The organism is Streptomyces sp. NPDC090119 (genome assembly GCF_044747085.1).
Lineage (GTDB): Bacteria > Actinomycetota > Actinomycetes > Streptomycetales > Streptomycetaceae > Streptomyces.
In genome coordinates this window covers 1057398-1071437 of sequence record NZ_JBIVDK010000002.1, presented here as the reverse complement: position 1 = coordinate 1071437, position 14040 = coordinate 1057398, and the positions used below count along the sequence as shown (strand labels likewise).

14 protein-coding genes are annotated in these 14040 nt (G+C 70.9%); 10 read left to right on the top strand and 4 right to left on the bottom strand.

Going from position 1 to position 14040, the window contains the following annotated elements:
• Positions 1-74: 74 nt before the first annotated feature.
• Complete coding sequence (locus ACIPPM_RS12245) at positions 75-1490, top strand: FAD-binding oxidoreductase (protein ID WP_401446471.1); 1416 nt, start codon at positions 75-77, stop codon at positions 1488-1490.
• A 26-nt stretch (positions 1491-1516) separates the two neighbouring features.
• On the opposite strand, the gene ACIPPM_RS12240 is transcribed toward ACIPPM_RS12245, so the two are convergent.
• Entirely contained in the window at positions 1517-1930 is a 414-nt protein-coding gene (locus ACIPPM_RS12240) for an SsgA family sporulation/cell division regulator (protein WP_401446158.1), read from the bottom strand.
• A gap of 234 nt (positions 1931-2164) precedes the next feature.
• On the opposite strand from ACIPPM_RS12240, the gene ACIPPM_RS12235 reads away from it, so the two are divergent.
• Positions 2165-3421 (top strand): RDD family protein, encoded by a 1257-nt coding sequence (locus ACIPPM_RS12235; RefSeq protein WP_401446155.1) that lies wholly within the window; start codon positions 2165-2167, stop codon positions 3419-3421.
• A 61-nt stretch (positions 3422-3482) separates the two neighbouring features.
• Positions 3483-4226 (top strand): RDD family protein, encoded by a 744-nt coding sequence (locus ACIPPM_RS12230; protein WP_401446152.1) that lies wholly within the window; start codon positions 3483-3485, stop codon positions 4224-4226.
• An 82-nt stretch (positions 4227-4308) separates the two neighbouring features.
• Here the strand turns inward: ACIPPM_RS12230 and ACIPPM_RS12225 are convergent, their stop codons facing one another.
• Positions 4309-4599 (bottom strand): hypothetical protein, encoded by a 291-nt coding sequence (locus tag ACIPPM_RS12225; RefSeq protein ID WP_401446149.1) that lies wholly within the window; start codon positions 4597-4599, stop codon positions 4309-4311.
• Positions 4600-4972: 373 nt separating this feature from the next.
• Here ACIPPM_RS12225 and ACIPPM_RS12220 point away from each other — a divergent pair, with 373 nt between their 5' ends.
• From ACIPPM_RS12220 to ACIPPM_RS12210, 3 genes are all read left to right on the top strand, one after another.
• On the top strand, positions 4973-7330 hold the full coding sequence (locus ACIPPM_RS12220) for an immune inhibitor A domain-containing protein (protein ID WP_401446146.1): 2358 nt from the start codon (positions 4973-4975) through the stop codon (positions 7328-7330).
• A 121-nt stretch (positions 7331-7451) separates the two neighbouring features.
• Entirely contained in the window at positions 7452-7757 is a 306-nt protein-coding gene (locus ACIPPM_RS12215) for a hypothetical protein (protein WP_401446144.1), read from the top strand.
• Positions 7758-7834: 77 nt separating this feature from the next.
• Positions 7835-8203, top strand: coding sequence for a hypothetical protein (locus ACIPPM_RS12210; protein ID WP_401446142.1), 369 nt, complete (start codon positions 7835-7837; stop codon positions 8201-8203).
• Between the two features lie 333 nt (positions 8204-8536).
• Here the strand turns inward: ACIPPM_RS12210 and ACIPPM_RS12205 are convergent, their stop codons facing one another.
• Together ACIPPM_RS12205 and ACIPPM_RS12200 are read right to left on the bottom strand one after the other, a co-directional pair.
• Positions 8537-9130, bottom strand: a complete 594-nt coding sequence (locus ACIPPM_RS12205; RefSeq protein ID WP_401446139.1) for an isochorismatase family protein — start codon at positions 9128-9130, stop codon at positions 8537-8539.
• Positions 9131-9225: 95 nt separating this feature from the next.
• Positions 9226-10572 (bottom strand): nicotinate phosphoribosyltransferase, encoded by a 1347-nt coding sequence (locus ACIPPM_RS12200; protein WP_401446136.1) that lies wholly within the window; start codon positions 10570-10572, stop codon positions 9226-9228.
• Positions 10573-10580: 8 nt separating this feature from the next.
• On the opposite strand from ACIPPM_RS12200, the gene clpS reads away from it, so the two are divergent.
• From clpS to ACIPPM_RS12180, 4 genes are all read left to right on the top strand, one after another.
• On the top strand, positions 10581-10946 hold the full coding sequence (clpS, locus tag ACIPPM_RS12195) for an ATP-dependent Clp protease adapter ClpS (protein ID WP_393596645.1): 366 nt from the start codon (positions 10581-10583) through the stop codon (positions 10944-10946).
• Positions 10947-10956: 10 nt separating this feature from the next.
• Positions 10957-11565, top strand: a complete 609-nt coding sequence (locus ACIPPM_RS12190; RefSeq protein WP_401446134.1) for a DUF2017 domain-containing protein — start codon at positions 10957-10959, stop codon at positions 11563-11565.
• Positions 11566-11911: 346 nt separating this feature from the next.
• Positions 11912-13330, top strand: a complete 1419-nt coding sequence (locus ACIPPM_RS12185) for an amino acid permease (protein ID WP_393596647.1) — start codon at positions 11912-11914, stop codon at positions 13328-13330.
• A 146-nt stretch (positions 13331-13476) separates the two neighbouring features.
• Entirely contained in the window at positions 13477-13899 is a 423-nt protein-coding gene (locus ACIPPM_RS12180; protein WP_401446131.1) for a Mov34/MPN/PAD-1 family protein, read from the top strand.
• Positions 13900-14040: the final 141 nt, after the last annotated feature.

Sequence of the window (14040 nt, the reverse complement as noted above, 5' to 3'; positions counted from 1 at the left end):
ATATGACGACCACATCCGGTCGGCCCAAGCACGGCGCGTGCGGGGTTCACACCGATGGCCCCGAGTGCCACGCTGTGATCATGAGCCGTATCGAAGCACCCCGCGACGGCGACACCACGCCCGCCGAGAACCTCACCAAAGCGCTGCTGGCGGGGCTGCCCGCCGGGGCCGTGCTCACCGATCCCGACGTCACCGCCTCCTACGCCCACGACATGGCGAGCTTCTGCCCGGCCGGGGCCCCCGCCGCCGTGGTCCTGCCACGCACCGTCGAACAGGTCCAGCACGTGCTGCGCACCGCCACCGAGCTGCGCGTACCGGTCGTCCCGCAGGGCGCCCGCACCGGGCTGTCCGGCGGCGCCAACGCCTCCGAGGGCTGCATCGTGCTGTCCCTCACCAAGATGGACCGCATCCTGGAGATCAGCCCCGTCGACCGGATCGCCGTCGTCGAACCGGGCGTCGTCAACGCCGTGCTCTCCCGCGCGGTGGAGGAACACGGCCTGTACTACCCGCCGGACCCCTCCAGCTGGGAGACCTGCACCATCGGCGGCAACATCGGCACCGCCTCGGGCGGCCTGTGCTGCGTCAAGTACGGGGTGACCGCCGAGTACGTCCTCGGGCTGGACGTCGTGCTCGCCGACGGCCGCCTGATGTCCACCGGCCGCCGCACCGCGAAGGGCGTCGCCGGGTACGACCTGACGCGGCTGTTCGTCGGCTCCGAGGGCTCGCTCGGCATCGTGGTCCGCGCCGTGCTCGGGCTCCGGCCCAAGCCGCCCCGGCAACTGGTGCTGGCCGCCGAGTTCGCCACCGCCGCCGAGGCGTGCGACGCGGTGTGCTCGATCATGGCGGGCGGGCACGTGCCCTCGCTGCTGGAGATGATGGACCGCACCACCGTCAAGGCGGTCAACGACTTCGCCCGGATGGGGCTGCCGGAGACCACCGAGGCGCTGCTGCTGGCCGCCTTCGACACCCCCGAGCCCGCCGCCGACCTCGCCGCCGTCGGCGCCCTGTGCGAGGCGGCCGGGGCCACCGGGGTGGTCGCCGCCGACGACGCCGCCGAGTCCGAACTCCTGCTCCAGGCACGGCGGATGTCGCTGGTCGCGCTGGAGGCGGTCAAGGGCACCACGATGATCGACGACGTGTGCGTGCCCCGCTCGAAGCTCGGCGCGATGCTGGAGGGCGTCGAGCGGATCGCCGCCAAGTACGACCTGACCATCGGGCTGTGCGCCCACGCCGGGGACGGCAACACCCACCCCACCGTCTGCTTCGACGCCCTCGACGAGGACGAGTCCCGCCGTGCCTGCGAGTCCTTCGACGAGATCATGGCCCTCGGCCTCGAACTGGGCGGCACCATCACCGGCGAGCACGGGGTGGGGGTGCTGAAGAAGGAGTGGCTGGCGCGCGAACTCGGCCCCGTGGGGCTGGAGATGCAGCGGGCCGTGAAGGACGTCTTCGACCCGCTCGGCATCCTCAACCCCGGCAAGCTCTTCTGAGCCGAGCCCTTTCGAGCTGGGGCGCCTCACCGGGCCAGCAGCTGGTCGAGGGCGTCGTCGATGCCCAGCTGGGCGGCCTCGGCGCCCGGCGGCACCGCCCGCAGCGTCCGCTCCAGCCAGGCGGACACCTGCGGGGTGGGCGCCTCCAGCAGGGCGTCGCCGTCCGGCGAGCTGAGCGCCATCAGCACCGCGCTGCGGCCGTTCACCTTCGTCGGCCACACCCGCACGTCCCCGTGCCCGCACGGCCGGAACACGCCCTCCACCAGCAGTTCCCGGGCGAACGTCCAGTGCACGGGGAAGTCGGAGTTGACGTGGAAGGTGATGTGCACGGCGTAGGGGTCGTCGGACCGGTACGCGAGCCGGGCCGGGACCGGGATGCTCCGCTCGGGCGAAAGGATGAGCCTCAGCTCGAGTTCCCGCTCCACCACCGTGTGCTCCATGATCTGTCTCCTTCGGCTGACCGGGGGCCGCTCGGACGGGCCCGTGCCAGGAGAGAGGGGGCAGGGGCGCGGTCATTACGCGGGTTCCCGGAAATTTTTTTCCAACCGGCGTCGCGCGCCCCCACGGCATCGCCCGGAAGGGGTCGGCTCCGGCCGGAGCGGGGTATGGGGCGCCTCGGGTCTGATAGATGTGGAGGCTCCCTTCCACCCCCGAGCAGATACGGGACGACGGACATGAGCGCCCCTACGCCGGCCCACGGTGACGACAGGCCCCGTGAGGGCTACTACCCGGACCCGTCCATCCCCGGCTACGTCCGCTACTGGAACGGCGCCGCCTGGGTGCCGGGCACCAGCCGCCCCGCCCCCGCGGACGGCGAGCCGCTCACCGCGCCGTCAACCTCCGGCCCCGACACGCCCCCGGTGGAGGAGACGGGTCCGCATTTCTTCGAGGAGGGCTCCGCCGACGCTCCGGGGGCCCAGGGCGAGGCGCCTCCGGACACGTTCCTCTTCCGGCGCCCGACTCCGGGCCCGGCCGCGGGGGCTCTGCGGGACGACGGGACGATGACGTTCCGGCGGGTGCGGGCGGGGGACGCCCCGGAGGGCGGGGGTTCCGGGCGGACCGCGCCTCCGTCGGCCGCGGCTCAGGGGCCACTGGGCGGACCGGCGGGGTTCGGGACCGCCGCCGACGCCGCCGCCGGGCCCGCCGCCCGGGCGGCCGTCGCACCCCAGGTGCCGGGGCAGGGGACACCCGCCCCGGCCGACCCCCGCAGACAGCCCGGCGGGGACCGGCCCGGCTTCCCGCAAGCGGCCGCCCCTGCCTCCGCGCTCCCGCCCCAGGCCCAGCCTCAGCCCCGGCCTCAGGGCCCCCTTGCCCCCGGACCCGGTGGCGGTCAGGCTTCCTGGGCGCAGCAGGTGCACCACCTGGCCGGGTCCGGCGAGGAGCAGCCCGTCGTGCCGTGGAAGCCGCCGGTGGAGGACCCGTTCCTCGCGGCCGTGCGGCGCCAGGGGGAGGCCCGCCCGGCCGGTCTCGGCAAGCGCTTCGCCGCCCGTCTGATCGACAACGTGTTCATCGGCGCCGTGACGGCGGCCGCCGCGGTCCCGCTCGGGGTGCGTGCCGTCGACCATGTGCAGAGCAAGATCGAGGCGGCCCGGCTGTCCGGCCGCACCGTCACCGTCTGGCTGCTAGACGGCACCACCGGCACCTCGCTGGCCATCGTGTTCGGCGTCCTCCTCGTCTTCGGGGTGGTGTACGAGGTGCTGCCGACCGCCCGTTGGGGCCGCACCCTGGGCAAGCGGCTCTGCGGCATCCAGGTGCGGGACATCGAGGGGCACGAACCCCCGTCCTTCGGGGCCGCGCTGCGCCGCTGGCTGGTCTACAGCGTGCCCGGGGTCCTCGTCATCGGGGTCGTCGGGGTGCTGTGGGGGCTGTTCGACCGGCCGTGGCGCCAGTGCTGGCACGACAAGGCGGCGCACACCTTCGTGGCCGAATAGCGTCCCCCGTACGGCCGCCCGCCGGGTGCGGGGGCGGGGTGTTCGCGGTCGACTCGGTGCCATGAGCAGCGAACCGCCCCCCGGCTCCGGAGCGCAGCCCCCCGACGACGACCCGCTGCGGAAGCGGCCCCCGTCGGACCAGGGGTCGGGCTCACCGTACGACCGTCCGTACGGCGCCCAGCAGCCCCCGCCCCAGGGCGGCGACCCCTACGGCTCGGGCTCGGGCGGCCCTTACGGGGGTGGTGGCGGGCCCTACGGAGGCAGCGGCGGCCCCTACGGGGGTGGCCCTTACGGGGGCGGGCCTCAAGGGCCCGGCGGTCCCGGCGGTCCCGGTCGTCCCGGGGACCCCCTCGCGGGGATGCCCCCGCTCGCGGACAGCGGCAAGCGCACCGTCGCCCGCATCATCGACATGATCATCGTCGGTATCGCCGTATGGCTGCTGACCTGGGCGTTCGGGGTGCATCAGTACGACGTGAACGGTGACCGCATGGAGGTCGGCAAGTCGCTCGGCCAGTCCATCATCGCCGCCGTCCTCTACGTCGCCTACGACACCATCCTGATCGCCCGCACCGGGCAGACGCTCGGGATGCGCTGGTTCAAGATGCGGGTGGCCAACCTGCACGACGGCGCCACCCCCTCCCGGCAGTCCTCGCTGATCCGGGCGCTGGTGCTGTGGCTGCCGTTCGCCTTCTGCTGCGCCTGCGTCTGGACCGCGATCTGCGGCGGCTGGAGCTACTTCGACCGCCCGTACAAGCAGGGTCTGCACGACAAGGCGGCGAAGACGGTGGTGGTCGCCACCACCTGACCGGGCAGGGGCGCGGCACACCGGAGCGGCGGGCGGGGGAGGAGTCCCCGGCCCGCCGCTCCGGTGTGGTGCGTGCGCGGTGTCAGGAGGCCGCGCGGCCGCGTACCGACTCCGACGAGGCGCCGACGGGGCGGCGGCGCTCGGCCAGCCGCGCGGGCTCGGCCGGGGTCTGCCCGGCGGTGGTGGACCGGGCCGGTCGTGGCCTGGGCAGCGGCACCGTCATGGCCACGAGCAGCCCGAGGGCGAGCGCGGCCAGCGCGATGACGGTGACACCGAGGCCCGATTCGGTCTGGGACAGGGCCAGCATGGCGACGGTGGAGAGGACCACGGTGCAGGAACCGTAGACGAGCTGTGCGACGGTCGGACGAGGCATGGCAATCGTGTCCTCGGAAGACGGGGGTAGTGGGGTGAGCTGGGGCGCCATTTCGACTCTATTCGCGTGCATGCCCGAGTCCTGTGTCAGGTAAGCCCCACCTCACCCCAGGGGGCGGTGCACAGGGGGCGCACGGAGTCATGGTCCACGCCAACTGGGCTTATGTACGCGCCCGTTCGGCCAGCACGCGCGTTCGTAAAGCGGACGCCAACTCCGCATAGTGCACTTGTCCTGCACAAGTCAAGGTCTGTCTTTTCTGCTGAACCTCTAGTCAAATTACGGCACTTGACTACACGCGTTGATCGTGCGCGCACGGATCTTCCAAGGTCCGGAAACCCTCCTGCCGTGCGCGCGGCGCGGGGGAGGATCTCAAGTGACCAGCAGACCCTGGACGTTCAGAGCCGCAGCGATAGGTGTGGCCCTCGCGGCGTCGTCCGCCACCTTCGCCACGTTCGCCGTGGCGGAGGCAGGCACGATGGCCCGCCCGGCGGCCCAGAACCGGCACGACCCGGCCCCGGCCGGACAGCGGGAGCACGACCTCGACGGCCCGCTGAGCAAGACCCAGGACGCTCAGCGCCAGGAGGCCCTGAACCAGCTCATCGCGGGCAAGGCCACGGCGAAGGAGCGCAACGGTTCCAAGGTCGTCCAGCTCAAGAGCAAGAAGGGCGACGACAAGTACGTCGAGCTGAGCCGGGAGAAGACCGACAAGATCTTCACCATCCTGGTGGAGTTCGGGGACCAGACCGACCCCAAGTTCGGCGGCACCCCCGGCCCGCTGCACAACAAGATCGCCGCGCCGGACCGCAAGAAGGACAACTCCACGGCCTGGCAGGCGGATTACAACCAGAAGCACTACCAGGACCTCTACTTCGGCACCGGCGCCAAGACCGAGTCCCTGAAGAAGTACTACGAGAAGCAGTCCTCGGGCCGCTACTCGGTCGACGGCGAGGTCTCCGACTGGGTCAAGGTCCCCTACAACGAGGCCCGTTACGGCAACAACGCCTGCGGCCAGACCAACTGCACCAGCGTGTGGAACGTGGTCGGCGACGGCCTGAAGTCCTGGGTGGCCGGGCAGAAGGCGGCCGGCAAGTCCGACGCCGCCATCAAGGCCGACCTGGCCCAGTACGACCAGTGGGACCGCTACGACTACGACGGCGACGGCGACTTCAACGAGCCGGACGGCTACGTCGACCACTTCCAGATCGTGCACGCCGGTGAGGACGAGTCCGCGGGCGGCGGCGCCGAGGGCGAGAACGCCATCTGGGCGCACCGCTGGTACGCGTTCGGCACCGACGCGGGCGCGACCGGCCCCACGGGCAACAAGCTCGGCGGCGCCCCGGTCGGCGACACCGGCGTCTGGGTCGGCGACTACACCATCCAGCCGGAGAACGGCGGACTCGGCGTCTTCGCCCACGAGTACGGCCACGACCTCGGTCTGCCGGACGAGTACGACACCGCGGGCGGCGACAACTCCACCGGTTTCTGGACCCTGATGTCCTCCGGCTCCTGGCTCGGCACCGGCAAGGACGCCATCGGCGACCTGCCCGGCGACATGAACGCGTGGGACAAGCTCCAGCTCGGCTGGCTGACCTACGACACCGCCAAGGCGGGCGTCTCCTCCTGGCACAAGCTCGGCCTCGCGGAGTACAACACCAAGTACCGCCAGGCCCTGTTGGTCACGCTGCCGAAGAAGGCGGTCAAGACCGAGATCGTCACCCCGGCCCAAGGCGCGACCCAGTGGTGGAGCGGCAGCGGTGACAACCTCAAGAACACGCTGACCCGTTCGGTCGACCTGACCGGCAAGTCCTCGGCCACCCTGGGCCTGGACGGCTGGTACGAGATCGAGGCCGGCTACGACTACCTCTACGCCGAGGTCTCCACGGACGGTGCCAACTGGACCGCCCTGGACGGCACGGTGGACGGGAAGCCGATCCCGCGCGACGGCTCCGACAAGCCCGCGCTGACCGGCACGGTCGACGGCTACAAGAAGCTGTCGTACTCGCTGGACGCGTACGCGGGCAAGAAGATCCAGCTCCGCTTCCGCTACCAGACGGACGGCGGGGCCGCCCTCAAGGGCTTCGCGGCCGACGAGATCACGGTCACCGCGGACGGCACGCCGCTGTTCTCCGACAACGCCGAGACGGCTGACGCCGCTTGGGCCGCGACCGGGTTCTCCCGCATCGGCGCGTCCTTCACCAAGGACTACGCGCAGTACTACCTCGCGGAGAACCGCCAGTACGTGTCGTACGACAAGACGCTGAAGGTCGGCCCGTACAACTTCGGTTACACCGGCACCGACCGGCCCGACTGGGTGGAGCACTACCCGTACCAGGACGGCCTGTTGATCTGGAAGTGGGACACCTCCCAGGCGGACAACAACACCAACGCCGACGCGCACCCGGGCACCGGTCTGATCCTGCCGGTCGACGCCCACCCGAAGGCGCTGAAGTGGTCCGACGGGACGCTGCTCCGCAACCGGATGCAGGCGTACGACTCGCCGTTCTCGCTCGACCCGACGGACGGCATCACGCTGCACAAGGCGGGCGTGGTGACGAAGATCAAGGCGCAGAACGGGGTGGCGGTCTTCAACGACCGCACGAACACGTACTGGGACCCGTCGAACCCCACCGGTGGCGTGAAGGTCACTGACACCAACACCAAGATCAAGATCAAGAAGCAGGCGGACGACGGCTCCACGATCGAGCTGGAAGTCGGACCCGCGGCGAAGTAAGCGACATCTTCGCAGGTCAGAGACGTATCGGCGGTGACCCCCTAGCGGGTCGCCGCCGATCGTGTTTAGGTGCGTCCTGTGGATCGCTTATTGACACCTGACTGAACGGGGATGTGACCGCATGGCCGCAGGAGGCTTCTGCAAGCTGCCGAACGGGACGGTCGTGGTGGCGGTGAACCTGCCGCACGGCTCGGCCGGGGTACGGGTTCTCGTCCACGCGGGGAATCGTGCGCGGGCCCTGACCCGGCTGCGGAATCTCGGCCTGTGGTCGGTCTACCTGCGGGGAAACGCCGCCCCGCCCACCCCGGACGAGGTGACCGCCGTCCTCCACCACCCCGACGGGCTCATATGGCGCACGGCACCGGCGGAGGGGGCGGGACTGTGGCGGCCCATCCGGGCGCTGCGCTCGGCTCCGGTCCAGCGGTAGTCCTTCGGGCGCGGGTCCGCCGTGGCTGGTCGCGCCGTTCCCCGCGCCCCTGGTAGGCGGCGTGCGAGCATCTTCGGATGAGTGAGGGGAATTCCGCCTGGCGGCTGGGGATGGTGCGCGGGGCGCTGCTGGTGGTGGCGGCTTCTGCCGAGGAGCAGGTGGCGTGGGTGCGGCGGCATCGGGTGGGGCCCGACGAGATCGCGCTCACCTTCGACGACGCCTGGCGGGCCCCGCGGGGGGCGCTGGCCGCGGAGACCCTGGCCGGGCTGCGGGCCATCGACGCGGTCTTCGAGGAGATGAGTGCCGATTGTGCGGTGGACCGCTGGAGCGAGGTGGCTCTCGCCGAGGACGAGGGGTGGTGCCGGGCCCGGATGCTCGCGCGGGAGATCCTCGACCGTGAGGGTGTCGCTTTGGGCCCCTTGCCCGAGATCCGCGTCATCCGTTAGCGGTCGGGTGCGGGCCCGTCGTGGCTTGTCGCGCAGTTCCCCGCGCCCCTGAGGTAGCTGACCTGGGCCGGAACCCCCCAGCGGCCCCCGGGCCACGCATCGGACACCGACCAGCCCGGCCGACCCAGGGGCGAGGGCCACGCGCCGGACACCGGCCAGGCGGGCCAACCCACGGGCCCGGCCACGCACAGAACACCGCCCAGGTGGGCCGACCCAGGGGCGCGGGGAACTGCGCGACAAGCCACAGCGGGCCCGCAGGCCGAACGTCTGCACCGGCCATAGCAGGGGCGCGGGGAACTGCGCGACCGGTCACGGCGGGCCCGCGGGCTGGGGCTAGGCGTTCACCACCGGCTTGCCGGTCAGCTGGACGCCCGCCTCGCGGAGGGTGTCCAGGGCGCGGGCCGTGGTCTCCTGGGCGACGCCCGCCGTCAGCTCCAGCAGGACGTGCGTGCGGAAGCCCTCGGAGGCCGCGTCCAGGGCGGTGGCCCGTACGCAGTGGTCCGTGGCGATGCCGACCACGTCGACCTCCTCGACGTCCCGCGCGCGGAGCCAGTCCGCGAGGGACTGCCCGTTCTCGTCCGTGCCCTCGAAACCGCTGTACGCGGCCGAGTAGGCGCCCTTGTCGAAGACCGCGTCGACCGCGCCGGAGGCGACGGCGGGGGCGAAGTTGGGATGGAAGCCCACCCCTTCCGTGCCCGCGACGCAGTGCGCGGGCCAGGAGTTGACGTAGTCCGGGTTGTCGGCGAAGTGGCCGCCGGGCGCGATGTGGTGGTCACGGGTGGCCACCACGTGCCGGTAGCCGGAACCGGCCGCCTGCCCGATCAGCTCCGTGATCGCGGCGGCCACGTCCGCCCCACCGGCCACCGCGAGGCTGCCCCCCTCGCAGAAGTCGTTCTGCACATCTACGACGATCAAGGCGCGGCGCATGATGGTGTCCTTCGAGTGGGGTCCAAGGAATCGAGCCTAGAGACTTCCGGCCTCTTGCGGGAGGGGGCATGGCGGGGGCGTACGGCGGTCCCGCTCTAGCTACCCGAGCCCAGGTGCAGGTACTCCGTCGGAAGGACGGGTTCCCCGCGCGAGAGCTGGGTCGCGGACAGCGGGAGGTTCGCCCGCGCCGCGATGTGCCGCTCGCGCGCCGCGTCCAGCGGCTCACGCGCGACGACCTCGCCGCCCTTGACCAGCTCGACCAGCAGCTGCCGGTCGGCCAACTCGTCCGGCACCGGCCCGGTGCCCACGACCTCGGCCTCCGCGACCCCGTACCGGTCCAGCCGCCGGGCCGCCCACTTGCGGCCGCCGATGGAGGTCTTGCCGCCGCTGGACTTCTTCGCCACCGGCACCAGCTCCGCGGCGGGGTCGGCGGACTCCGCGCGGGCGACCAGCTTGTAGACCATCGAGCAGGTCGGGTGCCCGGAGCCGGTGACCAGCTGGGTGCCCACCCCGTACGCGTCCACCGGCGCCGCCGCCAGCGAGGCGATGGCGTACTCGTCCAGGTCGGAGGTGACCACGATCCGGGTGTCCGTCGCGCCCAGCTCGTCCAGCTGCTGGCGCACCCGGTGCGCGACCAGCAGCAGGTCGCCGGAGTCGATGCGCACCGCGCCCAGCTCGGGCCCGGCCACCTCCACCGCCGTACGGACGGCCTCCGCGACGTCATAGGTGTCCACCAGCAGGGTGGTGTCCGCGCCGAGGGCGTCGACCTGGGCGCGGAAGGCGTCCCGCTCCTGGTCGTGCAGCAGGGTGAAGGCGTGCGCGGAGGTGCCCACGGTCGGGATGCCGTACCGGAAGCCCGCCGCGAGGTCGGAGGTGGTGGCGAAGCCGCCGACGTAGGCGGCGCGCGCGGCGGCGACGGCGGCCAGCTCGTGGGTGCGGCGGGCGCCCATCTCGATCAGCGGGCGGTCGCCCGCGGCGGAGGACATCCGGGAGGCGGCGGCCGCGATGGCCGAGTCGTGGTTGAGGATGGAGAGGATCACCGTCTCCAGCAGCACGCACTCCGCGAAGCTGCCCTCGACCCGCAGCAGCGGCGAGCCGGGGAAGTAGACCTCGCCCTCCGGGTAGCCCCAGATGTCGCCCTGGAAGCGGTAGTCCGCCAGCCACTTCAGGGTCGGCTCGTCGACGATGCCCCGCTCGCCCAGGAAGGCGAGCATCTGCGCGTCGAAACGGAAGTTGGCCACCGCGTCCAGCACCCGGCCGGTGCCCGCGACCACGCCGTAGCGGCGGCCGTGCGGCAGGCGGCGGGTGAAGACCTCGAACACGCTGCGCCGCTCGGCCGTCCCGGCCTTCAGAGCGGCTTGCAGCATGGTCAGCTCGTACTGGTCCGTGAAGAGCGCCGTCGACGGGACTTCGACCGGCAGCCCAAGGTCCGCTGTGTTCATGACGACGGATGGTACTCCCATTTCGTCAGTGTGACGATTTCTGGGGTGCGTGGCAGCATGGCTGTGTGACGTCACCCGCGCCCGTAGAGATCGAACGCACCGAATCGGCGGAAGAGGTCTTCGCTGTACCCGAGCCGGACGTCCCCTGGATCACGATCGTCCACAATGATCCGGTCAACCTCATGAGCTACGTGACCTACGTCTTCCAGAGCTACTTCGGCTACTCGAAGGACAAGGCCACCGAACTCATGCTCGACGTCCACCACAAGGGCCGGGCGGTCGTCTCCAGCGGGAGCCGCGAGGAGATGGAGCGCGACGTGCAGGCGATGCACGGCTACGGACTGTGGGCCACCCTCCAGCAGGACCGGAAGTAAACCGACACAGATGCCCGGACACTTCGAACCGCTCCCCGGCGGCGGCGCGACCGTCGCGCTCGACGACGTCGAGATCTCCATCATCCGCTCGCTGTCCGTCCAGCTCCTGGAGCTGATCGGCCCCGGCCCCGCCGAGGACGCGGGCGGCGACCCGCTCGCCGAGCTGTTCGCCGAGGGCCCCAGCGAGCCGCCCGCCGACCCGGTGCTGCGCAGGCTGTTCCCGGACGCCTACACCGACCCCGAGCAGGAGCCGACCGACCCGGCCGAGGCCGAGGAACGGCACGCGCACTCCGCCGAGTTCCGCCGCTACACCGAGAACGACCTGCGCGCCGGGAAGCGGGAGAACGCCCTCGCGGTGATCCGCACCCTGGACCAGATCGCGTCCTCGGCCGAGGGCGGCGAGGCGGTGCTCAAGCTCTCCCCGGAGCAGTCCCGGCAGTGGCTCGGCGCGCTGAACGACCTGCGTCTGGCCATCGGCTCCCGGCTGGAGATCTCCGACGAGGAGGACACGGACCCGCTGTACCGCCTCCCGGACCAGGACCCGCGCAAGCCCATGGTGCTGGCCTACCTCTGGCTCGGCGGTCTTCAGGAGACCCTCGTCTCGACTCTGCTGCCGTAGACGCGGTTTTCGCGTTCGCTCAGAGGACGCTCAACTCCGGATAACGATCGCGTTACCGTTGCGGCCACTTTTGGTGCATTTGAGCGTACTTTGTCCGGTTCTTCCTGTGCGGTGTGCCACAGGACGCCCTCGGACCCCTCTTTGCTCAATATTGCGGCCGTGATAAATCTTCACGATCGCCCGGCGAACACCACCCATGTTCGGCCGGGTGCGCCACCGAGCCGGCGACCGCCGGCCAGGCACGAGCGGGTCGCTGACCTGCTCACTCCATCAGTTCCGGGGGGATCGAGACCCGATCCGAGGCCGAGTGAAGGCCACGGGTCGGCATGGAGAAAGGCGCACCACCATGGCCTCTGAGAAGGTCACCGAAGCCCCTGAAGAGGGTTACGAGCGAGGGCTCGGCAGCCGTCAGGTCCAGATGATCGCCATTGGTGGCGCCGTCGGAGTCGGTCTGTTCCTGGGAGCCGGGGCGAACATCGCCAAGGCCGGTCCCAGCCTCATCCTCATGTACGCGCTCGCGGGCGCGATCATCTTCTTCATCATGCGAGCCCTGGGCGAGCTGCTGCTCTACCGCCCGGTGTCGGGTTCGTTCGCCGAGTACTCGCGTGAGTTCCTCGGCGACTTCTTCGGTTACTTCACCGGCTGGACGTACTGGCTGATGTGGGTCGTGACCGGCATGGCCGAGCTGACGGCCGCCGCCATCTACGTCAACTACTGGTTCCCGGCCGTCCCGCAGTGGGTCACGGCGCTGGTCTTCCTGGTGGTCCTGTTCGGCGTCAACCTGATCTCCGTGAAGCTCTTCGGTGAGCTGGAGTTCTGGTTCTCGATGGTCAAGGTCACCGCCCTGATCGGCATGATCGTCATCGGCCTCGGCGTGCTGACCTTCGGCTTCAGCGCCGCCGGTGACACCGCCTCGGTGGCGAACCTGTACCAGTTCGACGGCTTCTTCCCCAAGGGCGTCGGCTCCTCGCTGATGACCCTCCAGGGCGTCATGTTCGCCTACCTCGCGGTCGAGCTGGTCGGCGTCACCGCGGGCGAGTCGGAGGACCCGGAGAAGACGCTGCCCAAGGCGATCAACACCCTGCCCTGGCGCATCGCCCTCTTCTACGTCGGTGCCCTCACCGTCATCCTCTGCGTGGTCAAGTGGACCGAGTTCGCGCCGGGCGTCAGCCCGTTCGTGAAGGCGTTCGCCATGATCGGCATCCCGGCCGGCGCGGGCATCGTGAACTTCGTCGTCCTCACCGCCGCCCTGTCCTCCTGCAACTCCGGCATGTACTCCACGGGCCGCATGCTGCGCACCCTGGCGGACAACGGCGAGGCCCCGCGCATGTTCGCCAAGCTGTCCTCCACCAAGACCCCGGCGCTCGGCATCACCGTCTCGGTGCTGTTCATGGGCATCGGCGTGGTGCTGAACTACGTGGTCCCGGAGAAGGCGTTCGGCTACGTCACCTCGGTCGCCACCGCCGCGGGCATCTGGACCTGGCTGATGATCCTGATCAGCCACGTCGTCTACCGCCGCAAGGTCGTCGCGGGCAAGCTGCCCGCCTCGTCCTTCCCGGCCCCCGGCGGCTCGGTCTTCTCCTACGTCGCCATCGTCTTCCTGCTCTTCGTCACCGGCATCATCGCGTACGATGCCGACTCCCGCGTCTGCCTGTACGTGATGGCCGTCTGGGCCGTCGCGCTGGGCATCGGCTGGAAGATCATGAAGTCCCGCACGCCGCAGACCGGCGAGCGTGACGAGCCGGCGCTGGAGAAGGTGGGCTAGACCCACCGCCAAGGGACCATCCAGGACGTCTGGCCGCCGGGAGTACTCGTGGCACCCCCGGCGGCCGCCGCTCAAGGCGTCCGCCATGCGGGCCGTCCCGTACCGCACTGCGGTACGGGACGGCCCGTCCCCCTATCCTGGCCCGCATGCTGACCCTCACCCAGGACCTGTACGACCGGATCGTCGCCCACGCCCGCGAGGACCACCCCGACGAGGCGTGCGGTGTGGTGGCCGGGCCGGAGGGCGCCGGACGCCCCGAGCGCTTCATCCCGATGCTGAACGCCGCGCGCTCACCCACGTTCTACGAGTTCGACTCCCAGGACCTGCTGAAGCTCTACCGCGAGCTGGACGACCGCGACGAGGAGCCGGTGATCATCTACCACTCCCACACCGCGACCGAGGCGTACCCCTCCCGCACCGACATCGGCTACGCGAACGAGCCCGGCGCGCACTACGTCCTGGTCTCCACGGCGGACTCCGACGGCCTCGGCGACTTCCAGTTCCGTTCGTTCCGCATCCTGGACGGAGCGGTCACCGAGGAGGAGGTCAAGGTCGTCGAGGCGTACTGATCCCACTCCCCGGTCGGAAAACGTCCATCATCCGGGACGGGATTCCGGAGGGTGGACCGGGAATCGATACGATGAGCTCATGGTTCTGACTGTGGTGCGCGCCTTCTGCTGACGTGCCGAGTCCGCAGCCCCCGACGACCC

Coding starts and splice junctions, on each gene's coding strand:
- ACIPPM_RS12240 (WP_401446158.1), bottom strand. CDS start 1,930: ATGGAGCACACGGTGGTGGAGCGGGAACTCGAGCTGAGGCTCATCCTT.
- ACIPPM_RS12235 (WP_401446155.1), top strand. CDS start 2,165: ATGAGCGCCCCTACGCCGGCCCACGGTGACGACAGGCCCCGTGAGGGC.
- ACIPPM_RS12230 (WP_401446152.1), top strand. CDS start 3,483: ATGAGCAGCGAACCGCCCCCCGGCTCCGGAGCGCAGCCCCCCGACGAC.
- ACIPPM_RS12225 (WP_401446149.1), bottom strand. CDS start 4,599: ATGCCTCGTCCGACCGTCGCACAGCTCGTCTACGGTTCCTGCACCGTG.
- ACIPPM_RS12215 (WP_401446144.1), top strand. CDS start 7,452: ATGGCCGCAGGAGGCTTCTGCAAGCTGCCGAACGGGACGGTCGTGGTG.
- ACIPPM_RS12210 (WP_401446142.1), top strand. CDS start 7,835: ATGAGTGAGGGGAATTCCGCCTGGCGGCTGGGGATGGTGCGCGGGGCG.
- ACIPPM_RS12205 (WP_401446139.1), bottom strand. CDS start 9,130: ATGCGCCGCGCCTTGATCGTCGTAGATGTGCAGAACGACTTCTGCGAG.
- ACIPPM_RS12200 (WP_401446136.1), bottom strand. CDS start 10,572: ATGAACACAGCGGACCTTGGGCTGCCGGTCGAAGTCCCGTCGACGGCG.
- clpS (WP_393596645.1), top strand. CDS start 10,581: ATGGTACTCCCATTTCGTCAGTGTGACGATTTCTGGGGTGCGTGGCAG.
- ACIPPM_RS12190 (WP_401446134.1), top strand. CDS start 10,957: ATGCCCGGACACTTCGAACCGCTCCCCGGCGGCGGCGCGACCGTCGCG.
- ACIPPM_RS12185 (WP_393596647.1), top strand. CDS start 11,912: ATGGCCTCTGAGAAGGTCACCGAAGCCCCTGAAGAGGGTTACGAGCGA.
- ACIPPM_RS12180 (WP_401446131.1), top strand. CDS start 13,477: ATGCTGACCCTCACCCAGGACCTGTACGACCGGATCGTCGCCCACGCC.